Genomic DNA, 20,840 nt, shown 5'->3' with positions numbered 1-20,840 from the left:
GTCGCTGACGATATAACCCGGTGGAAATTTGCCAAAAGACGGGGACACGAACCGTTACCAACGCTTGTCTTTTGGCTGAGGTGCTAGCAGAGTGAACAAGGCCTTTCGTAACCCAACAAAAGAGTGACAACAACGATGAAAAAGACAGTTCTCGCGCTGGCGATCGCCGCGACCTCGGTGTGTGCCGGTGCTGCGCAGGCGGATGTCAAGGTGGGATTCCTCGGGGGCTTCACCGGCGGTATCGAGAGTCTGACCCCGCCGATCTTCGACGGTGCCAAGTTAGCGATGCAGGAGGTCAACGACCAGGGCGGTCTACTCGATGGCGAGAAGATGACCATGCCTTCTGGCGATACCACCTGTTCGGACGCCTCGGCGGCTTCCAACGCCGCCGACCGGCTGGTGAACAGCGAACAGGTCACCGCGATCGTCGGCGCATTGTGTACCGGCGCGACCATCGCGGCGGCCAACAATGCGGCGATTCCCGGCGGTGTGGTCATGGTCTCGCCGGCGTCCACCGCGCCGGCGGTCACCGATCTGGATGACAACGATCTGGTCTTCCGCACCGTGCCATCCGATGCCTTCCAGGGTGAACAGCTGGCCAAACTACTGATCTCTAAGGGCATCGAGGATGTCGCCGTGACCTACGTCAACAACGACTACGGTCAAGGGCTGGACGGCGCTTTCACCAAGACCTTCGAAGCCGAGGGCGGCACGGTTTCGGCCAACCTGGCTCACGAAGATAATCGCGCCGACTACCGCTCGGAGATCGGCCAGCTATCCGCCAGCGGCTCGCAGGCGCTGGTTGTGCTTGCCTATGCCGATACCTCCGGGCAGACGATCCTGCGTCAGGCATACGAAAGCGGCGCCTTCACCCAGTTCATCGGCGCCGACGGCATGGTCGGCAACTCGCTGGTCGACGCGATCGGCGCGGACGTGCTCGAGGGGATGATCGCCACGCGGCCGGGCTCGCCGGACGTTCCCGGTTCGGGCATCTTCAACGATCTGGCCGAGAAGGCTGGCATCGATCCCAGCGCGGTATTCGCGGCGCAGTCCTACGACGCCGCCTTCCTGCTGGCACTGGCGATCGAGAAGAACGGCAGTGCCGATCGCGAGGGGCTCTCCGAGGCGCTGCGCGATGTCGCGACCGCGCCGGGCGAGACGATCCTGCCGGGCGAGTGGGAAAAGGCCAAGCAGCTGATCAAAGAGGGCAAGGAGATCAACTACGAAGGCGCTTCCGGCAGCGCGGAGTTCGACGACAACGGTGACGTGCCGGGCATCGTGGTCGAGATGGCGGTCGAGGATGGCCAGTTCGTCACCAAGGGGCCGGTTGGTGAATAAATAGCGTCACCAAGGGGCCGATCGAGCAGTAAGCTCTGCCGATTCGGTGCTAACGCAAGAACCCGANNCGGGTTCTTGCGTTTTGGGTCAGGGCAATGTCGAGCTCGAGCGCCTCCCGGCTCAATCGTGATGCGCGACCTTCTCCGGGATCAGCCCTCGAGGCGCGAATCGCAGTACCAGCAGAATCAACAGGCCGATCACGAAGACCCGGGCCTGCAGGGCACGACTGTCGAGATTGCCCGGCTGCCAGTCGAACCAGTCGGCCCCCAGGGCCGCGACCCCATGCATCAGCGCCAGTGCCAGCGGACCGGACATGATCCAGATCACGTAGACCAGCACGGCGCCGAACAGCGTGCCCAGGTTATTGCCCGGCCCGCCCAGAATCACCATCACCAGCACCAGGAAGGTATGGTTGAGCGGCAGGTAGCCCTGAGGATCGAAGATGCCGTTGAAGCTGGTCAGCGCGGCGCCGCCGATGCCCATCAGAATGCAGCCGAAGACGAAGATCTCCTGACGCCGGCGATTGATCGACTTGCCCATGGCCGCCGCGGAGACCTCGTTGTCGCGAATGGCGCGGATCATGCGCCCCCAGGGGGCGTGATAGGCGCGGTGCAGCAGGAAGAAGATCACCGCGATCATCACCACGGTCACCGACAGATAGAGCGCACGGGCGGTCAAAAAGCCCACCTCGCCGGGCGCCGGTACCGGCCAGGGCAACGGCGAGATGGTGGCGGTGCCGCGAGTCAGCCAGTCGGAATTCTTGAGGAATGCCTTGATGATCTCGGCGATGCCCAGGGTGGCGATGACCAGATAATCGCTGCGCAGCCCCAGGCAGATATGGCCGATGAAATAACCGATGCCACCGGCCAGCGCGCCGCCGACGATCCAGCCGAGCCACACCGGCAGTCCCAGGCCGCCGATGAATTCCACCTGGGATTCGATATCGTTGGTCACGCTGCGCAGCCAGCTGACGACGACCAGGTAGCCGACGATACCCGCGACAATCGCCAGGATCGTACGCAGCAGCTTGGGTACGCCGATACGATCGAGGCGGCTGATGGCGAAGACGATGGCGGTGACCGCGACCATTGCCAGCAATACCCAGCCCAGGCGGCCGGGGAGATCGCTGGCCCAGAACGCATGGTTGACCGGAATGCTGAGGAAGGTGGCGGAAAAACCGCCCAGGGCGACGAAGCCCATGATGCCGGCGTTGAACTGGCCAGCGTAACCCCACTGAATGGTCAGGCCGAGTGCCAGGATCGCATAGCAGGACGCCTCGACCAGCATGCGTGTGGCGTAGGCGGGGCCCATGAATGCGAAGACGCCGAGCACGACGACCGCAAGGCCGACGAACAGCAGCAGTTCGCGAGCGGGGAGCCTGCGTTGTGACGAGGACGGTTGCGGCGAGGAAAAGCGTGGCGAAGGAGTAGTCATCAGATCACCTTTCCTTTGAAGATGCCAGTCGGGCGCCAGATCAGCACCGCCACCAGAATGAAGAAGGGCACCACGATCTTGTATTCGGTGCCGACCAGCGCCAGGTTGTTGGGCAGTTCAAGCCAGGTGGGCAGGCTGTCGCGCAGCGGCCGCAGCAGCACCGACCAGTTGAAGACGGCGAGCGTTTCGGCGAAACCGACCAGAAAGCCGCCGGCGATGGCGCCGTAGGGGTGACCGACGCCGCCGACGATGGCGGCGGCGAAGATCGGCAGCAGCAGGAAGAAGCTGAGATCCGGCTTGAACGCGACGTCCAGCGACAGCAGGGTGCCGGCCAGCGTTGCCAGCGATCCGGCGATGATCCAGGTCAGGGTGATGATGAGCCGCGTGTTGATGCCGGAGGCGCGGGCCAGGTCCGGGTTGTCGGACATCGCGCGCATCGCCTTGCCGAGCCGAGCCCGGGTCAGGAACAGATGCAGGCCGACCACGGCGACGATGGTGACCGCGAACAGGATGATCTGCGGTTCGGTGACGACGATTGGCCGGGTGATGCCGGGCAGGTCGATGCGGAAGATCTCCTTGCGTGCATCGACGTACAGGCTTTGCGCGCCGGTCCCGGCGAACAGCCGGATCAGGCCCTGCAGCATCAGCGTCACGCCCAGCGAGGCGATCACCATCACGATCGGCTTGACCCCGTGGGCGCGCAGCGGCTGGTAGAAGGCGCGGTCGATGCCGACCGCGACCAGCGAGGTGACGGCCATGGCGATCGGCAGCATGACGATCGCGGTGGGCAGGCCGAGCGCATCGCCGGCGTGCGGGAACGCCAGCGTCAACAGCAACACCACGAAGGTGCCCAGCGTCATCATGTCGGCGTGAGCGAAGTGGGCGAAGCGCAGAATGCTGTAGATCAGCGTCACGCCGATGGCGCCCATGGCGTAGATGCAGCCGGTGACACTGCCGGCCACGACCACGTAGTTGAAGAAGTAGATCAGCTCATTCACGACGGAGTCTCTGTTGGAATCGGTTTGGCGCTAGGCTTGATGTCTTCGAGCTTCGAGCTTCGAACCGGGTCGCGAACCTCGGGCGCTTCAGAACGCGGTTTCAGCCGCCGAGGAAGCTCTTGGCCACCTGCGGGTCGTTGAGCAGCGCCTCGCCGGTATCGGTGAAACGGTTCTGGCCGGCCGCGAGCACGAAGCCCTTGTGCGCGATGCGCAGCGCCTGCTTGGCGTTCTGCTCCACCATCAGCACACCGACACCCGCGGCATTGATGGTCTTCACCCGTTCGAAGATCTCGTTCATGTAACGCGGCGAGAGCCCGGCGGTGGGCTCGTCGAGCAGCAGCACGCTGGGCTCGTTCATCAATGCGCGGCCCATGGCGACCATCTGGCGCTGGCCGCCGGAGAGTTCACCGGCCGGCTGTCGGCGCTTCTCGAACAGCGGCGGGAAGAATTCGTAGATCTGCCGTTTCAGGCGCGAGGCGGTGGCCGGTTTGAGAAACGCCCCCATCTCGAGATTCTCCTCGACCGAGAGGCTCGGAAAGATGTTCTTCTCCTGCGGCACGAAGCCCATGCCCATCTCCACCAGCTTGTGCGGCGAGAGGTTGGTGATCGCTTCACCGCGCAGGCGGATTTCGCCCTGGGTGATCGTCAGCAGGCCGAAGATGGCCTTGAGCATGGTCGATTTGCCGGCGCCGTTGGGGCCGACGATCACACCGATTTCATCGGCTTCGATCGCCATGTCGACGCCATTGAGGATGTTCATGCCGCCGTAGCCGCCATGAACGTCGATCGCTTCGAGTAAAGGCATTATGTGCTCGGTTTATTATTGCTCGGTATATTGTCGCGTCGTGCTTTGCCGTTCGGTGACTTGGTTACGCGCCAGATCGTAAGCGGACTTCGGCACTCAGGCCGGCTCGGCGCCGAAATAAGCCTCGATCACTTCCGGATTGTTCTGAATCTCGCCGATCGAGCCTTCCATCATCACCTGGCCCTGGGCGAGCACGATCACCGGATCGCACAGCCGCGCGATCATGTCCATGTCGTGCTCGATCACCAGGAAGGTGTAGCCGAGCTCGCGGTTGAGCCGTTCGATGTTGCCCATCAGGTCGCCCAGCAGGGTGCGGTTGACCCCGGCGGCGATCTCGTCGAGCAGCACGACCTGGGCGTCGGTCATCATGGTGCGGCCGAGTTCCAGCAGCTTCTTCTGCCCGCCGGAGAGATTGCCGGCAAGCTCGTTGCGCACGTGCGAGAGCCCGACGAAGTCGAGCACTTCGAGCGCGCGCCGCCGGACCTCCGTCTCCTGGCGCCGGACCTCGCCGGGCTTGAGCCAGGTGCTGAACAGATTTTCCCCTTCCTGGCGCGGCGGCACCATCATCAGATTCTCCAGCGAGGTCAGGTGGCTGAACTCGTGGGCGATCTGAAACGTCCGCAGCAGGCCTTTATGAAAGCGCTGGTTGGCCGGTAGATGGGTGATCGGCTCGCCATTCAGCAGCACCTCGCCGCTATCGGGCATCAGGCTGCCGGCGATGATGTTGAACAGCGTGGATTTGCCGGCGCCGTTGGGGCCGATCATGCCGGTGATCGAGCCCTTGGCGACCTGGATGGAGCAGTCGTCGATGACCGTCAGGCCACCGAACGACTTGCGGATATTGCGGACATCGATGATCGGCGTCATCGCGTCTCCCCTGCGGCTTTGTCGTTTATTGTCAGCAGCTATCGTGACCGGGGAAGCGCCGGCCCGTCCTGGAACGAGTGGCGCCTCTATCGTCTCGCCGTATGTTTCAGCGTGTATCGGCGCCACCTATCTTATCAGCCTTTGCGTCGAGATCAGCCCTTCTTGCCGGCTCGCTTGCGCTCGTTCTCGGTCAGGTGCTTCTTGCGCAGGCGGATATGGTTGGGCGTGATCTCGACCAGTTCGTCGTCGTCGAGGAACTCGATCGCCTGTTCCAGGGAGAAGCGCACCGGCGGCGTCAGCACGATGTTCTCATCGTTGCCGGAAGCGCGCATGTTGTCGAGCTTCTTGCCCTTGGTGGGGTTCACGACCATGTCGTTGGCGCGGTTGTTGATACCGACCAGCATGCCTTCGTAGACCTCGGTGCCGTGATCGATGATCAGCTTGCCGCGGTCCTGCAGCGCGTAGAGCGCGTAGGCCAGCGCCTTGCCGGAAACCATCGACACCAGCACGCCGTTGCGACGCTCGATGGCGGCGTCGGGCTTGAGCGGGCCGTAATGATCGAAGCGGCTGGTGAGGATGCCGGTGCCGGAGGTCAGCGTCAAAAACTGGCCGCGGAAGCCGATCAGCCCGCGCGCGGGAATGATGAAGTCCAGGCGCACGCGGCCCTTGCCGTCCGGGTTCATGTTGGTCAGCTCGCCCTTGCGGTAGCCGAGCTCTTCCATCACCGCGCCCTGATGCTGCTCTTCGCAGTCGATGATGACCTCTTCGTACGGCTCCTGCTTGACGCCGTCGATCTCCCTGATGATGACCTCGGGGCGGCCCACGGCCAGCTCGAAGCCTTCGCGGCGCATGGTTTCGATCAGCACCGACAGGTGCAGTTCGCCGCGCCCGGAGACCTTGAATTTCTCGGCCGACTCGCCCTGCTCGACGCGCAGCGCGACGTTGTGGATCAGCTCCTGGTCGAGGCGATCCTTGATGTTGCGGCTGGTGACGTACTTGCCGTCCTTGCCGGCGAACGGCGAGTCGTTGACCTGGAAGGTCATGGAGACGGTGGGTTCGTCGACGGAGAGCGGCGGCAGCGCTTCGACGACGTTGACGTCGCACAGCGTGTCGGAGATCGCCAGGTTGTCGATGCCGGTAACGCAGACGATGTCGCCGGCGGTGGCCTCGTCGGTCTGCACGCGCTCCAGGCCCAGGTGGGTCATGACCTGGCCGATCTTGCCCTTGCGGGTCGCGCCTTCCTTGGTGATGACGCTGATCTGCTGGCCGGGCTTGACGCTGCCGCGCTTGATCCGGCCAAGGCCGATGACGCCGACGTAGCTCGAGTAGTCGAGCGCCGAGATCTGCATCTGGAACGGGCCGTCGAGTTCGACGTTGGGGGGCTCGACGATGTCGACGATCGACTGGAACATCGGCGTCATGTCGTCGGCGAGCTGATCCGGCTCCATGCCGGCAATGCCGTTGAGCGCCGAGCAGTAGATGATCGGGAAGTCGAGCTGCTCGTCGGTGGCGCCGAGGTTGTCGAACAGATCGAAGATCTGGTCGATGACCCAGTCCGGACGCGCGCCGGGGCGGTCGATCTTGTTGACCACGACGATCGGCTTGAGCCCCTGGGCGAAGGCCTTCTGGGTCACGAAGCGGGTCTGCGGCATCGGGCCGTCGACGGCATCGACCAGCAGCAGTACCGAGTCGACCATCGACATCACGCGCTCGACCTCGCCGCCGAAGTCGGCGTGTCCTGGGGTGTCGACGATATTGATGTGATAGTCGCGGCCGTTGCCGTCGTTCCAGCGGATCGCGGTGTTCTTGGCCAGGATGGTGATACCGCGTTCCTTCTCCTGGTCGTTGGAGTCCATGATCCGCTCTTGGCCTTCGGCCTTGCGGTCCAGGGTGCCCGACTGGCTCAGCAGCTTGTCGACGAGCGTGGTCTTGCCATGATCGACGTGGGCAATAATGGCAATGTTCCTAATGCTCTCGATGCGAGCGTTAGAGGCGTTGTCACTCATGGGGCATAAATCCATCGTAAAATGTGTGCGCCCATGTCTAGGGGCTGTTGACGTTTCAGCGCGAACCGCGTTGCTGCGCCAAATGGTGCCAGGCCAGGCGCGGGATGCAGAGAAGAATGGTTCCCTTTTCCAATCCCGCAACGTCGCATGGCGCCATTTGCCGCGCAACCCGAAGGGTCGGGCCAGTTTTTGCACGGTGCTGCGTTATTCGTCGTTCATTTGGAACGACCAAATCACGCTCCTCACGCCTTGCCCCGCACAAAAACTGGCTCCGGCGCGGCCGTGCATGAAACGCCGACAGCCCCTAAATCGATGATCCACGCTCTAGCGCTGGATCGACGAGTCCCCTGGGCACGGGTAGGAAGGTCGGCCGCGCATTGTACAGGTAAGCGCGCGACACTGGCTACTTTCGTCGATAGCTATAGCACGCGTCGATAGTGATGACACGCCGATGGCGCATCGACGGGATTCCCGTCGTCCGCGGCCGTGCATGAAATGTCAACAGCCCCTAGACTATGGGCCTTCATAGGTAAACGAGGGACCTGGCTTGTCCACGTCAAACGACGACGGCTGTTGTCGATACTCCCCTTCTTTTTCATATCTGGTGCGATCCCGCGCCTTCCGGGCCGATGGCCCACGCGCTTCTCTCGCTGGCCGAGCGACCCGGAGTCGAGCCGCATGATCGAATGGTTCGAGTTTTCCTGGATGATCGATCCCGCCGCCTGGATAGGGCTTTTGACCCTGGTCGTCATCGAGATCGTCCTCGGCGTCGACAATCTGGTGTTCATCGCCATTCTGGCCGACAAGCTGCCGCCGGCGCAGCGCGACCGTGCACGGGTGATGGGGCTGTCGCTGGCGCTGGGGATGCGCCTGATCCTGTTGGCCGCGGTGTCATGGCTGATGGGGCTGACCCGGTCGCTGTTCTTCATCTTCGAGCACGGCTTCAGCGGGCGCGACCTGATTCTGCTCGGCGGCGGCCTGTTCCTGATCTACAAGGCGACCAGCGAGTTGCACGATCACGTCAATGCCGCCACGGCGCACCAGGGGCGCCATCGCGGCCAGTATGCCGCCTTCTGGGTGGTGGTGGCGCAGATCGTGGCGCTGGATGCGGTGTTCTCGATCGATTCGGTGATCACCGCCGTCGGCATGGTCGAGCATCTGATGGTGATGATGATCGCCGTGATCATCGCCGTTTCGCTGATGCTGATCGCCAGCAAGCCGTTGACCCGCTTCGTCGGCGAGCATCCGACGGTCATCCTGCTGTGTCTCGGCTTCCTATTGATGATCGGTTTCAGCCTGGTGGCCGAAGGCATGGGGCTGCACATTCCCAGAGGCTATCTCTACGGTGCGATCGGCTTCTCGATTCTGATCGAACTGATGCACGAGTGGCGCCGAAGTAACGTCCGTCGTCAGGGATATCGCCTGGGGATGCGCCGTGCACGTACCGCGGATGCCGTGATGCGGCTGATCAGTGGCGGGGAGATGGGGCTGGCGCGGCGTGACGACGCCGATGCGGCAGCGGCGATGTTCGACGCCGCGGAGCAGCGCATGGTGCGCGGCGTGCTGTCGATGGCCGACAAGCCGATTGGCGCGGTCATGACGCTGCGGCGCGATCTCGACTGCGTCGATCTGGCCGAACCCCAGGAGCGTCAAGTCGCCCAACTGCGGGAGAGTCGGCATGCCAGCCTGGTGGCGATCCGCAACGGTGAACGCGATGCACCCCTGGGCGTGGTGCACAAGAAACGCCTGCTCGACACGCTGCTCGACGGCAAGCCGCTGGACACCGAGGCGCTACTCGAACAGCCGCTGGTGCTGCTCGAGAACACCAGCCTGGTGGAAGCGTTGAGGCAGTTCCAGCGCAGCGGCGAGATGATCGCTTTCGTGGTGGACGAGTTCGGTACGTTGGAAGGGGTGGTGACGCTGCTCGACATCATGCTCGACATCGCCGAGGAGGACCCGCAAGCGCAAGGCGTTCAGGCCAAGATTCGCCAGGTCTCCGACGACTGCTACGAGATCGACGCCAGCGAGGACATGGTCGACGTCAACCAGCAGTTGCCGGAACCGCTGCCGCTGGGACGCAACTACACCAGCCTGGGTGGCTTGGTCGTCGACCGTCTGGAGACGTTGCCCTACATCGGAGCGCAGGTCGACGTCGGGCCCTGGCGGATCGAGATCCGCGATGTCGAGCGGCATCGTATCCGGCGCGTCCGGCTGTGCTGGAACGAGGATGCCGACGCGGCATCCGATTGAGACGCCGGGAGCGGACAGGAAACCGGACGCCGCTACTGCCTGATTCCCGCATTCGAATGGAGAGGCCATGAGCGATAGCGAACGCATCCTCGCCTGGATTCGCCAGGATCGATGGCGGATGGCGGCGCTGCGGCAGGCCCGTGAGGCGGCGCTGCCCGACTGGTGGCTGGCCGCCGGGTTCGTGCGCAATCTGGTATGGGATCGACTGCATGGCTACACGACAGCGACCGCGCTGAACGATATCGACCTGATCTATTTCGATCCCGGCGATGAGCGCCGCGAGCGGGATCGCGCGTTGACGCAGCGCCTGCGCGCGGCGTCGACGCTGCCGTGGTCGGTCAAGAACCAGGCACGCATGCATCGACGCCACGGTCATGAACCCTATGCTTCGGCATCCGATGCCATGCGTTTCTGGGTCGAGCGGGAAACGGCGATAGCCGTAACCTTGGATAGGGCCGGTCGGCTGTCCTTGAGCGCTCCGCTGGGGCTTGCCTCGTTGTTGCAGGGGAGAGTGACACACAATCCGAACCACGCCGACAGCAGCGATTTTCGGCGTCGCGTAGTGCAAAAGGGCTGGCGTCAGCACTGGCCGCAGCTCGAGATCGAGGCGCAGTAGGCAGGAAGAGACGGCAAGCGTTCAGGCGGGCAGATGTCCCAGCAGCCAATCGAACAGGCGTCCGGGGCTGCTGGCCAGCGGCTGCGAAATGACGAAGCGTGGCAACATCGAGGTATCCAGCGGCGGTTCGAGCCAGCCTGGCGTTCGTGTCAGCCAGTGCGTGGCATCGCCGAACTTGGCGAAGCGGTCGAGACGATCGCATGCCTCGGTATCGGTGCAGGCAATCGCGGCGAGGGGCTCGCGGCAGAGCTTGTCGAGCCTGTGCCGGCTCGCCTGCAGCTGGCGCCGGGCGTCGGGGCTGGAAGCCAGCGAAGACAGCTCGGCCAGATGACCGAAGCGCAGCAGGCCGCCCTGTTCCAGGCGACGGATGCTGAACGCATCGAGCCCCATCTCCTGCGGCAGTGTCTCTCGCCATAGCTCGTCGGCGAGCCGCTTGAGCAGCGCATCGGATGTCGACGCCAGCGTGTGTAGATAGTCGCGTATCGCCTGGCTGGCGCGTTCGTCGCGAATTGCCGGCGGGGCCGGGGGCAACGGTAGCCCGTTGTCGCCCAGCAGCGCCGTCAATGTCGCGGTGGAGCGCCCCTGCCAGAGCGCTTCGCCGATGGCGGCCCAATAGGGGATCCAGGGAGATTGCAGCGAGGCACTGGGAAGAAAGACGCTGGCGGGCAACGCCAGCCGTTCGAGCGCCGGCACGACCTGGGTCGCGATATCGCGCCAGCCGCCGTCGAACGTCAGGGCGATGCGCGGGCGAGGATCGTGGTGCAATTGCAAGGCGCTGTCGAGGCTCACCAGTTGCGTGATCTCGCTCAGACTGTCGAGTAGCTGACGGAAGCTGTCCGGACCCAGGCACCAGTCGAGGCGATGGGGCAACCGCGCCTCGGCCTCGTCATCGAGTACCCGGTTCACGGCCAGGATGGCGCTACGGCCCCATAGCGGCTCACTCAGACTGCGACGCCAGTGGCCGCGCAAGCGTTGTACCACGTCCTGTGGGCGATCCAGCTTGGGCATGAATGAAATCCGGGTCGGGGAACAGGAGCCGCCGGGTCGAGCGGCGATCTACCACAGTATCGGCCCAGCCTTCGGTTTGGGGAAGCCCCGGCATACTCGGCTGGATGCTTATATATGGTGCATTGGTATGAAGCAACGCACCAATATGGTGCTCTATATTGGCGTCGCTGAAACCGGGTCGCCGCTCCATGGCGGTCGAAGCGCTCGAAACGTGCCAGTACGCTTGGAAATTTAGCTTTTCGATCAGCCCGTTATGACGGGGTTCGATGCTCATGCTTCATTTTGGCACATTCTCTGCATACAAATGTAAAAACGGCGTGCGCATGGGCAAGCCCTTCAACGCATGCTAAAAAGCGGTGTTGGATATTCGCCAACGAATCGAGCCAAGGCTCACAGTGGAGGACAACATGTCTGAGAAAACCCTCGCCCTTATCGAGGAACACGACGTCAAGTGGGTTGATCTGCGCTTTACCGATACCAAGGGCAAGGAGCAGCACGTCACGATCCCGGCCAGCGCCGTCGACGCGGAATTCTTTGAAGATGGTCAGATGTTCGACGGTTCTTCCATCGAAGGCTGGAAGGGCATCAACGAATCGGACATGATCCTGCGTCCGGAAGACGGTACCGGTTTCCTCGATCCGTTCACCGAAGACGCCACCCTGATCCTGCGCTGTGACATCATCGAGCCGGCCACCATGCAGGGCTACGAGCGCGACCCGCGCTCCATCGCCAAGCGCGCCGAAGCCTACCTGAACAGCACTGGCCTGGGCGACACCGCCTTCTTCGGCCCGGAGCCGGAGTTCTTCATCTTCGACGAAGTGCACTGGAAGTCCGACATCGAAGGCTCCATGTACAAGATCTCGTCCGAAGAGGGCGCCTGGTCCACCGACCGTTCGTTCGAAGGCGGCAACCTGGCGCACCGTCCGCGCGTCAAGGGCGGCTATTTCCCGGTGCCGCCGGTCGACAGCTTCCATGATATCCGCAGCGCCATGTGCAACACGCTGCAGGCCATCGGCCAGGCCGTCGAGGTTCATCACCACGAAGTGGCCAACGCCGGTCAGAACGAGATCGGTGTCAAGTTCAACACCCTGGTGAAGAAGGCTGACGAAGTCCAGCAGCTGAAGTACGTGGTCCACAATGTGGCCCACGCCTACGGCAAGACCGCGACCTTCATGCCCAAGCCGCTGGTCGGTGATAACGGCTCCGGCATGCACGTTCACCAGTCCTTCTGGAAGGATGGCGTCAACCAGTTCGCGGGTGACGAATACGCTGGCCTGTCCGAGACCGCGCTGTACTACATCGGCGGCATCATCAAGCACGCGCGTGCCCTGAACGCTTTCACCAACGCTTCCACCAACTCCTACAAGCGTCTGGTGCCGGGCTTCGAAGCGCCGGTCATGCTCGCCTATAGCGCGCGCAACCGTTCTGCTTCCATTCGTATTCCGTACACCTCCAGCCCGAAGGGCAAACGCGTCGAGTGTCGTTTCCCCGATCCGACCGCCAACCCGTACCTGGCGTTCGCGGCGATGCTGATGGCCGGTATCGATGGCATCAAGAACAAGATCCATCCTGGCGATGCCATGGACAAGAACCTGTACGACCTGCCGCCGGAAGAAGGCAAGAAGGTTCCGACCGTGGCGACCAGCCTCGATCAGGCACTGGAAGCGCTCGACGCCGATCGCGCCTTCCTCACCGAAGGTGGCGTGTTCACCGACGAGATGCTCGACGCCTACATCGAGCTGAAAGGCGAAGACGTCGAGCGTCTGCGCATGACGACGCACCCGGTCGAGTTCGATCTCTACTACAGCGTCTAAGCGCTCGCGCAAGAACGGTATGGAAAGAAAGCCCCACCTCGGTGGGGCTTTTTGATACCCGCATCCCTGGCAGGCATCCTTCGGAGCCGTCGCTGCGCGACGTCAGAGTCGCTCCCGGCGTTTTTTTCGTTGGCTCTCGCGCACAGCGCAACCCGTGAAGATGAACGGGATGGCTCGGTTCTTTTAGACTGCGAGGCGGTGGCCGATAAGAGCTTCGGGCAATGACGGAGATTCGAGCGATGCGGGCATGGATGGGCTGTCTCATCTTGATGGTGGCCGTACCGGCGCTGGCAGCGCCGATATACCGTCATGTCGATGCCGACGGCAACGTGGTCTATAGCGACGAGCCCAAGACCGGCGAGCGGGTCGATCTCAAGCCGATCACCGTCGTCGATCCCGGTGACGCCGGAGCGAGCGCGTCGTCGGCACGGCCATCCGCCCCAGCGCCGGACACGCCGGCGTTCGAATATTCCCGGTTCGAGATCGTCAGCCCGCAAAACGGGCAGACCTTGCCCACCGGCCAGGCGGGCAACGTTCAGGTACGCCTGGTCATTGAGCCGCCACTACAACGCGGCGATCGCGTGCAACTGCGGGTCGATGGGGAAATTCGCCAGTCGCCCCTGCAGACCAACGTCTTCGCATTGAGTCAGCTCGAGCGTGGCGAACACCGACTGCAGGCTGAACTGCTGGATGCTCAGGGGCAGGTGCGGCTGGCCACGCCGCCCGTCACGCTCTACGTGCAGCGCGCCAGCGTTCATCTGCCGGCCAATCCTAATAACCCCGGCACCCGCAATCCCAATCGGTAAACATCGCCGAAGCCAATTGCACTAACTTGGTGCGTTAGGGTCTCCTTTCTATTGGTCATCGCCCGCGATTGGGCTAAATCGGGGAGTGGCGCGGTTTTTGCACTGTATAAGCACATACCGGATCACCACGATGGAACAACGTATGTATCAACGTCTGCTGGAGCACCTGACAACGGCCGTCGTGTTGCTCGACGATCGCTTGCAGGTGCGCTGGCTCAATCCGGCTGCCGAGGCGCTGCTGGCGGCCAGCCGACCGCGGGTCGTCGGCCAGTGGCTGGATTGTCTGGAAGGAGAGGACGGTGTCGTCCGCCAGGTGCTGCGCAAGGCGATGGAAGAGTTTCATCCCTACACGCAACGTGAGGCCTCCCTGGTACTCGCTTCGGGCGAGGTGATCACCGTGGATTTCACCGCTACGCCGATCACCAGTCGCGAGCTGTTGCTGGAGATCGAGCCGCGCGATCGTCTACTGCGAATTTCGCGGGAGGAGGCCCTGATCGCACGTCAGGAAACGGTCAAGGTACTGATGCGGGGGCTGGCGCATGAGGTCAAGAATCCCTTGGGTGGCATTCGCGGCGCGGCACAACTGCTCGAGCGCGATCTGCCCGATCCGCAACTGACCGAATTCACCCGGATCATCGTCGAGGAGGCCGACCGCCTGCGCGATCTGGTCGATCGCATGCTCGGGCCCAATACGCTGGTTCGTCACGAGGCACTCAACGTGCACAAGGTGCTGGAGCGGGTGCGGGCGCTGCTGGAGGCGGAGCATCATCAGCTGCAGTTCGAGCGCGACTACGATCCGAGTGTGCCGGATCTGATCGGTGATGAATCGCAGTTGATCCAGGCCACGCTCAACATCGCCCGCAATGCCGTTCAGGCGATGGAGGAGCATGGCACGCCGGCGCCGCGCCTGTTATTGCGCACTCGCGTACGCCGTCAATTCACGCTGGGGGCGGAGCGTCATCGCCTGGTGTGCGAGGTGGCCATCATCGACAACGGGCCGGGTATTCCCGAGCACATCCGCGAGACGCTGTTCTTCCCGATGGTTTCCGGGCGTGCCGAAGGTAGCGGCCTAGGCCTGTCGATCGCGCAGTCGATCCTGCATCAGCACCAAGGGTTGATCGAGTGCGAATCGCGCCCCGGCGCCACCGAATTTCGCCTGTTGATCCCGTTCGAGGCGCCACAGTGAGGTCGATCGAATCCATTGCCGGGTGTCGTTCGACACTCGCCATCGAAGTCGCCGAGAGCGCGATTCACCGTTCTGCAGGAGGACTGTCATGACAGATGTCGCTCGTATCGTGATCGTCGACGACGACCGTGCAATCCGTTGGGTGCTGGAACGCGCGCTGGCGCAGCCGGATCTCGAGGTGCAATCCTTCGAGCGCGCCGATGCGGCGCTCGAGGCGATCGAGCGCCAGCCGCCGGAGGTGCTGCTGACCGACATCCGCATGCCCGGCCTCGACGGTCTCGATCTGATGGCCAAGGTTCGCCAGATGCACCCCGACCTGCCGGTCATCGTGATGACGGCGCACTCCGATCTCGACAGCGCCGTCGCCTCCTATCAGGGCGGTGCGTTCGAGTATCTGCCCAAACCCTTCGATGTCGACGATGCGCTGGCGCTGGTGCGTCGTGGCGTCGCCCACGCCCGCGAGCGGCGCTCGCCGGCGGCGATGCCGGAGGGACTGTCGGCGGAAATCATCGGCGAGGCGCCGGCGATGCAGGAGGTGTTCCGCGCCATCGGCCGGTTGTCGCAATCGCACATTACCGTGCTGATCAACGGTGAATCGGGGACCGGCAAGGAGCGCGTGGCCCAGGCGCTGCATCAGCATAGTCCGCGCCAGGGCCACCCGTTCATCGCGCTGAACATGGCGGCTATCCCCAAGGACCTGATGGAATCCGAGCTGTTCGGCCACGAGAAGGGCGCTTTCACCGGGGCGACGTCGCAGCGCCGTGGACGCTTCGAGCAGGCCGATGGCGGCACGCTGTTCCTCGACGAGATCGGCGACATGCCGGCGGATACCCAGACACGGCTGCTGCGCGTACTGGCCGACGGCGAGTTCTACCGTGTCGGTGGCCACACGCCGGTCAAGGTCGATGTGCGGATCATCGCGGCGACGCACCAGAACCTGGAGAAGCTGGTGACCGATGGTCGCTTCCGCGAGGATCTGTTCCACCGTCTCAACGTCATTCGTGTGCATCTGCCGCGTCTGGCCGAGCGGCGCGAGGACATTCCGCGTCTGGCCCAGCACTTTCTCGCCGAAGCGGCCAAGGAACTCTCCACCGAGCCCAAGGTTCTTACCAAGGATGCCGAGGAGCATCTGACCCGGCTGCCGTGGCCGGGCAACGTACGCCAACTGGAGAATACCTGCCGCTGGCTGACGGTGATGGCTTCCGGTCGCGAGGTGCTGGTCGATGACCTGCCGCCGGAGCTGCGCGACATCGAAGGTGTCGAGACGCCGAGCGGCGATTGGCGCAACGCCTTCCGCGAGTGGGCGGACCGGGCGCTCGCCTCGGGGCACACGCATCTGCTGGAAGAGGCGGTGCCCGACTTCGAGCGCATCCTGATCGAGACCGCGCTCAAGCATACCGGCGGGCGCAAGGGAGAGGCGGCGGAGTTGCTGGGCTGGGGACGCAACACATTGACTCGCAAGCTCAAGGTGCTGCTCCCGGCGCTGGCCGACGATTGATCGCCCGCTCCGTTGGGACGTGAGCCATGGGAATGCGAGAGAACGGTGGGGATTTATGCCCGATATGACGCAATGGTGGCGCGGCAGCGTCATCTACCAGATCTATCCGCGAAGCTTCATGGATGCCCGAGGGGACGGTATCGGCGATCTTGCCGGCATCACGGCCAAGCTCGACTACGTGGCCGAACTCGGCGTCGACGCCATCTGGATCTCGCCTTTCTTCCCTTCGCCGATGAAGGATTTCGGTTACGACGTCACCGACTATCGCGGCGTCGACCCGATATTCGGCTCCTTCCACGACTTTCAAATGCTGTTGGAGCGGGCCCATGAACTCGGCCTGAAGGTGATCATCGACTTGGTGCTCAGCCATACCTCCGACCAGCATCACTGGTTCATTCAGAGCCGCAGCTCCCGCGACAACCAGCGCGCCGACTGGTACGTATGGGCCGACCCCAAGCCGGACGGCACACCACCCAACAACTGGCTGTCATTCTTCAGCGGCAGTGCCTGGACCTTCGACAGCCGGCGACGCCAGTACTACCTGCACAACTTCCTGTCATGTCAGCCGGATCTGAACTTCCACAACCCGGAAGTGCGCAGGGCGCAGCTCGACAATGCCCGTTTCTGGCTCGATCTCGGTGTCGACGGTTTTCGCCTCGATGCGTCCAACTTCTATTTCCATAGCCTGACGCTGCAGGACAATCCGCCATTGGGCAGTGGCGAGCTCAAGACGCCCAGCGTGCCGGCATCGAATCCCTATTCGATGCAGCGCCACCAGTTCGATATCAGTCAGCCGGAGAATCTCGGCTTTCTCAATGAGCTGCGCAGCCTAATGGACGAGTATCCCGGCACCATGACGGTGGGCGAGATCTCCGACGACCGCCCGCTCGAGCGCATGGTCGAGTACACCCTGGGCGATGATCGGCTGCACATGGCTTACACCTTCGACCTGTTCGACGCCGAATTCAGCGCCAAACCGTTGCGTGACATTATCGAGCACTTTCAGTATTACGCCGGCGATGCCTGGCCGTGCTGGGCGCTGTCGAACCACGACGTCACGCGCGTGGTATCGCGCTGGACCGATCATGAGCATCTCGAGCAGCAGGGACCGATGGTCGCCAAGGTCGCCACGCTCATGCTCTGCTCGCTCTACGGCAGTATCTGTCTCTATCAGGGCGAGGAGCTGGGCCTGCCGGAGGCCGACGTGCCCTACGAGCGGCTGGTGGATCCCTATGGCCTGGCGCTATGGCCCGAGTACAAGGGCCGCGACGGCTGCCGCACGCCGATGCCGTGGACCGATGGCGAGCGCGGCGGTTTTTCCACGGTGGAGCCGTGGCTGCCGGTGGATGGCCACCAGCGTCGCCTGTCGGTCGAAAGGCAACAGGCGGATACCGAGAGCACCCTCAGCGTGGTCCGGGATTTTCTCCACTGGCGCAAGACGCAGCCCGCCATGCTGGGCGGCACGCTGATCCTGGGCGACTTCGACGACGACCTGCTGGGCTGGCTGCGAGTCTCCCAGGATCAGGCGATTCTGGCGGTATTCAATCTGACGGCGGAGTCGCGTTCCACCCGCCTGCCGGAAGGTGCCGGCGGCCTCGCCTATCACCGCGGCTTCCGGGTTCGCCTGCAGGAGGGAATGTTGACGCTGCCGGCCTATCAGGCGGCCTTCATCCATGTCGATCGCGCCAGCATCGATCCCAAGGCACTGATCGAGCAGGAGCCCGACCCGGAACGCAAGGGCTTTCTCAGCCGCCTGCTGGGATCGCTGATACCTCAGGACGGCGTGGGGCCGAGCTGAGCCGCCGCTGGTGCTTAAGCGCACCAGCGACGAATGGGCTTTCAGGACCAGTATTCTCTGGCGATATCGAGTGTCAGCCGGATCTTGTCCCACTGCGCCTGTTCGGCCAGATCGTTGCCTTCCTCGGTGGAGGCGAAGCCACACTGCGGGCTCAGGCAGATCTGGCGCTTGTCGACGAACCGGGTCGCTTCGTCCAGGCGTGCCTTGACCGCCGCCGGATCCTCGAGCTGGCCCACCTTGGTGGTGATCAGCCCCAGCACCGCCTGCTGATGGCCTTCGGGAATGAAACGCAGCGGATCGAAGCTTCCCGCCCGGTCGCTGTCGTATTCGAGGAACCAGGCGTCGACGCCGACCTTGCCGAACAGCGTCTCGGCGACCGGCTCGTAGCCGCCTTCGCTGATCCAGGTGGAGCGGAAGTTGCCGCGGCAGACGTGCAGCGAGACATAGAGATCGTCCGGCTTGTCGGCCAGGGCGTGATTGAGCACGCCGGCGTAGATCGACTGCAACTGGTCGGGATCGTCGCCACGGTCACGCGCGGCCTGCAGTTCCTTCTCGGAACAGAGATAGGCCCACACGGTGTCGTCGAGCTGCAGATAGCGGCAGCCGGCGTCGTAAAAGGCGCGGATCGCATCGCGATAGGCATCGGCGGTATCGGCGAAGAAGGCGTCGAGGCTCGGGTAGACGCTGCTGTCGATCTTTTTCCGCCCGCCGCGGAAATGCAGCACGCTGGGGCTGGGGATGGTCATCTTGGGCATCACCGTGGCGACCTCCGCCAGGTAACGGAAATGATCGAGCATCGGATGCGCGGCGTTGAAGCCGACCTTGCCGTCGACACGGATCTGCTTGGCTGTGGTCTGCACGCCCTGGAACTGGATGCCCTGGTCACCCATGTAGCCGGTGACGCCATCGAGCTGTTCGAGAAAGTCGAAGTGCCACCAGGCGCGGCGGAATTCGCCGTCGGTCACCACCTTGAGACCGAGCGCTTCCTGCTGCTCGACCACGCGGCGAATCTCGCGATCCTCGATCGCCTTGAGGGCCGCGGCATCGATGTCGCCGCGTTGGAACTGGGCGCGGGCTTCCTTCAGCGCCGCCGGGCGAAGGAAGCTGCCGACGATATCGGCTCGGAATGGGGGATGCGCTTGCGACATGAAGTTTTCCTCTTGGACGGTGGAGTCGTCATGCTGAGTTGCGATGATCTTCGATACTGAGGCCGCTAATGATGCGGCTTCCCCGCCTTTTCGGCCAATGAAGCAGACTCAATGTCAGCATGCGGAATATTCAAGTCGTCCCGACGGGCGCGCTTGAGTCGGCGTCGTTGCTAAGACTTTGGTGGTAGAATTTCGGCATTCATCGGCGTTTGGTGGGGCTATTCCTTTCATGACGCCATTCATGGCGAAGCAACAGGAGTTTTTCGTGGCGACCCCTTCACAGCATGATCTGCGTATCGACTTCCGCCAGCTACTGGCCGGCGACGAGTGTTACTACACCGCTTCCGTCTTCGATCCGATGTCGGCGCGCATCGCCGCCGACCTGGGCTTCGAAGTCGGCATTCTGGGAGGTTCGGTGGCGTCGCTGCAGGTATTGGCGGCGCCCGATTTTGCGCTGATCACGCTGAGCGAATTCGTCGAGCAGGCGACGCGCATCGGACGCGTCACCCGGCTGCCGGTGATCGCTGATGCCGACCATGGCTACGGCAATGCGCTCAATGTCATGCGCACGATTACCGAACTGGAGCGTGCCGGCGTCGCCGCGTTGACCATCGAGGATACCTTGCTGCCGGCGCAGTACGGCCATAAATCCACCGATCTGATTCCGGTCGAGGAGGGCGTCGGCAAGATGCGCGCGGCGCTCGAAGCGCGCATCGACCCGGCCATGGCGATCATCGCCCGCACCAACGCCGGCCAGCTCGATGACGACGCTGCCGTGGCCCGCGTTCGCGCCTATCAGGCGGCCGGGGTCGATGCCATCTGTCTGGTCGGCGTGCGTGATTTCGAGCATCTGGAGACATTGGCGGCGCCGCTGACCGTGCCATTGATGCTGGTCACCTACGACAACCCCGCGTTGCGCGATCGTGCCCGCCTGGCCTCGCTGGGCGTGCGCATCGTGGTCAACGGCCATGCCGCCTATTTCGCCGCGATCAAGGCGACCTACGATTGCCTGCGCGAGCAGCGTAACATCGCCACCAACGACCTCGACGCCTCGCAGCTCTCCACGCGTTATTCCACTCTCGAGGAGTACCGCATCTGGGCGCGCGAGTACATGGACGTGAAAGAGTAAGGCCCCTTCGGGGAGCTGTAAGCTGTAAGAGCGGCGCTTCGCGCCTGGAAGCGGGAAGAAAAAAGGGGGTATACGGATTTAATGGTTGATGGGGCACCTTCACCCCATCAATCTGATACCACCCTCAGATGGTTGATAG

Annotated in this window: 16 protein-coding genes; 9 read left to right on the top strand and 7 right to left on the bottom strand. The window is 63.3% G+C overall.

Annotated features, from left to right (window positions below):
* Positions 1-135 precede the first annotated feature (135 nt).
* Positions 136-1,338, top strand: coding sequence for an ABC transporter substrate-binding protein (locus DOM57_RS10965; RefSeq protein ID WP_110649236.1), 1,203 nt, complete (start codon positions 136-138; stop codon positions 1,336-1,338).
* Positions 1,339-1,458: 120 nt separating this feature from the next.
* On the opposite strand, the gene DOM57_RS10960 is transcribed toward DOM57_RS10965, so the two are convergent.
* The 5 genes from DOM57_RS10960 to typA form a co-directional block, all read right to left on the bottom strand.
* Complete coding sequence (locus tag DOM57_RS10960; RefSeq protein ID WP_110649235.1) at positions 1,459-2,772, bottom strand: branched-chain amino acid ABC transporter permease; 1,314 nt, start codon at positions 2,770-2,772, stop codon at positions 1,459-1,461.
* A complete protein-coding gene (locus DOM57_RS10955; RefSeq protein WP_110649234.1) occupies positions 2,772-3,770 on the bottom strand; it encodes a branched-chain amino acid ABC transporter permease in 999 nt (332 codons plus the stop codon). Before DOM57_RS10955 ends, DOM57_RS10960 begins: the two co-directional genes overlap by 1 nt.
* A gap of 100 nt (positions 3,771-3,870) precedes the next feature.
* Positions 3,871-4,575 (bottom strand): ABC transporter ATP-binding protein, encoded by a 705-nt coding sequence (locus DOM57_RS10950; RefSeq protein WP_110649233.1) that lies wholly within the window; start codon positions 4,573-4,575, stop codon positions 3,871-3,873.
* Between the two features lie 96 nt (positions 4,576-4,671).
* On the bottom strand, positions 4,672-5,442 hold the full coding sequence (locus DOM57_RS10945; protein WP_110649232.1) for an ABC transporter ATP-binding protein: 771 nt from the start codon (positions 5,440-5,442) through the stop codon (positions 4,672-4,674).
* Between the two features lie 152 nt (positions 5,443-5,594).
* Positions 5,595-7,448, bottom strand: coding sequence for a translational GTPase TypA (typA, locus tag DOM57_RS10940; RefSeq protein ID WP_110649231.1), 1,854 nt, complete (start codon positions 7,446-7,448; stop codon positions 5,595-5,597).
* Between the two features lie 678 nt (positions 7,449-8,126).
* Between typA and DOM57_RS10930 the strand changes: the two genes are divergently transcribed.
* Together DOM57_RS10930 and DOM57_RS10925 are read left to right on the top strand one after the other, a co-directional pair.
* Positions 8,127-9,698 (top strand): TerC family protein, encoded by a 1,572-nt coding sequence (locus DOM57_RS10930; RefSeq protein WP_110649229.1) that lies wholly within the window; start codon positions 8,127-8,129, stop codon positions 9,696-9,698.
* Between the two features lie 67 nt (positions 9,699-9,765).
* Entirely contained in the window at positions 9,766-10,314 is a 549-nt protein-coding gene (locus tag DOM57_RS10925) for a nucleotidyltransferase family protein (RefSeq protein ID WP_110649228.1), read from the top strand.
* A 21-nt stretch (positions 10,315-10,335) separates the two neighbouring features.
* Here the strand turns inward: DOM57_RS10925 and DOM57_RS10920 are convergent, their stop codons facing one another.
* Positions 10,336-11,322: a polysaccharide deacetylase family protein gene (locus DOM57_RS10920; RefSeq protein WP_110649227.1), complete on the bottom strand. Its 987-nt coding sequence runs from the start codon at positions 11,320-11,322 to the stop codon at positions 10,336-10,338.
* A gap of 407 nt (positions 11,323-11,729) precedes the next feature.
* Between DOM57_RS10920 and glnA the strand changes: the two genes are divergently transcribed.
* From glnA to DOM57_RS10895, 5 genes are all read left to right on the top strand, one after another.
* On the top strand, positions 11,730-13,136 hold the full coding sequence (gene glnA / locus DOM57_RS10915) for a glutamate--ammonia ligase (RefSeq protein ID WP_110649226.1): 1,407 nt from the start codon (positions 11,730-11,732) through the stop codon (positions 13,134-13,136).
* 221 nt (positions 13,137-13,357) lie between these two features.
* On the top strand, positions 13,358-13,942 hold the full coding sequence (locus DOM57_RS10910; protein WP_239496189.1) for a DUF4124 domain-containing protein: 585 nt from the start codon (positions 13,358-13,360) through the stop codon (positions 13,940-13,942).
* A 142-nt stretch (positions 13,943-14,084) separates the two neighbouring features.
* Positions 14,085-15,128, top strand: coding sequence for a nitrogen regulation protein NR(II) (glnL, locus tag DOM57_RS10905; RefSeq protein ID WP_110649224.1), 1,044 nt, complete (start codon positions 14,085-14,087; stop codon positions 15,126-15,128).
* Between the two features lie 88 nt (positions 15,129-15,216).
* Complete coding sequence (glnG, locus tag DOM57_RS10900) at positions 15,217-16,626, top strand: nitrogen regulation protein NR(I) (RefSeq protein ID WP_110649223.1); 1,410 nt, start codon at positions 15,217-15,219, stop codon at positions 16,624-16,626.
* A gap of 55 nt (positions 16,627-16,681) precedes the next feature.
* Complete coding sequence (locus DOM57_RS10895; RefSeq protein ID WP_110649222.1) at positions 16,682-18,424, top strand: alpha-amylase family glycosyl hydrolase; 1,743 nt, start codon at positions 16,682-16,684, stop codon at positions 18,422-18,424.
* Positions 18,425-18,465: 41 nt separating this feature from the next.
* Here the strand turns inward: DOM57_RS10895 and DOM57_RS10890 are convergent, their stop codons facing one another.
* Positions 18,466-19,572: a cobalamin-independent methionine synthase II family protein gene (locus tag DOM57_RS10890; protein ID WP_110649221.1), complete on the bottom strand. Its 1,107-nt coding sequence runs from the start codon at positions 19,570-19,572 to the stop codon at positions 18,466-18,468.
* Between the two features lie 265 nt (positions 19,573-19,837).
* On the opposite strand from DOM57_RS10890, the gene DOM57_RS10885 reads away from it, so the two are divergent.
* On the top strand, positions 19,838-20,701 hold the full coding sequence (locus DOM57_RS10885) for an isocitrate lyase/PEP mutase family protein (RefSeq protein ID WP_110649274.1): 864 nt from the start codon (positions 19,838-19,840) through the stop codon (positions 20,699-20,701).
* Positions 20,702-20,840 lie beyond the last annotated feature (139 nt).

Source organism: Salinicola peritrichatus, assembly GCF_003206715.1.
Taxonomy (GTDB): Bacteria; Pseudomonadota; Gammaproteobacteria; order Pseudomonadales; family Halomonadaceae; genus Salinicola; species Salinicola peritrichatus.
The sequence above is the reverse complement of the archived record's forward strand: the minus strand, read 5'-3'. Positions and strand labels throughout refer to the sequence as shown.

Coding starts and splice junctions, on each gene's coding strand:
- DOM57_RS10965 (WP_110649236.1), top strand. CDS start 136: ATGAAAAAGACAGTTCTCGCGCTGGCGATCGCCGCGACCTCGGTGTGT.
- DOM57_RS10960 (WP_110649235.1), bottom strand. CDS start 2,772: ATGACTACTCCTTCGCCACGCTTTTCCTCGCCGCAACCGTCCTCGTCA.
- DOM57_RS10950 (WP_110649233.1), bottom strand. CDS start 4,575: ATGCCTTTACTCGAAGCGATCGACGTTCATGGCGGCTACGGCGGCATG.
- DOM57_RS10945 (WP_110649232.1), bottom strand. CDS start 5,442: ATGACGCCGATCATCGATGTCCGCAATATCCGCAAGTCGTTCGGTGGC.
- typA (WP_110649231.1), bottom strand. CDS start 7,448: ATGAGTGACAACGCCTCTAACGCTCGCATCGAGAGCATTAGGAACATT.
- DOM57_RS10930 (WP_110649229.1), top strand. CDS start 8,127: ATGATCGAATGGTTCGAGTTTTCCTGGATGATCGATCCCGCCGCCTGG.
- DOM57_RS10925 (WP_110649228.1), top strand. CDS start 9,766: ATGAGCGATAGCGAACGCATCCTCGCCTGGATTCGCCAGGATCGATGG.
- DOM57_RS10920 (WP_110649227.1), bottom strand. CDS start 11,322: ATGCCCAAGCTGGATCGCCCACAGGACGTGGTACAACGCTTGCGCGGC.
- glnA (WP_110649226.1), top strand. CDS start 11,730: ATGTCTGAGAAAACCCTCGCCCTTATCGAGGAACACGACGTCAAGTGG.
- DOM57_RS10910 (WP_239496189.1), top strand. CDS start 13,358: ATGACGGAGATTCGAGCGATGCGGGCATGGATGGGCTGTCTCATCTTG.
- glnL (WP_110649224.1), top strand. CDS start 14,085: ATGTATCAACGTCTGCTGGAGCACCTGACAACGGCCGTCGTGTTGCTC.
- glnG (WP_110649223.1), top strand. CDS start 15,217: ATGACAGATGTCGCTCGTATCGTGATCGTCGACGACGACCGTGCAATC.
- DOM57_RS10895 (WP_110649222.1), top strand. CDS start 16,682: ATGCCCGATATGACGCAATGGTGGCGCGGCAGCGTCATCTACCAGATC.
- DOM57_RS10890 (WP_110649221.1), bottom strand. CDS start 19,572: ATGTCGCAAGCGCATCCCCCATTCCGAGCCGATATCGTCGGCAGCTTC.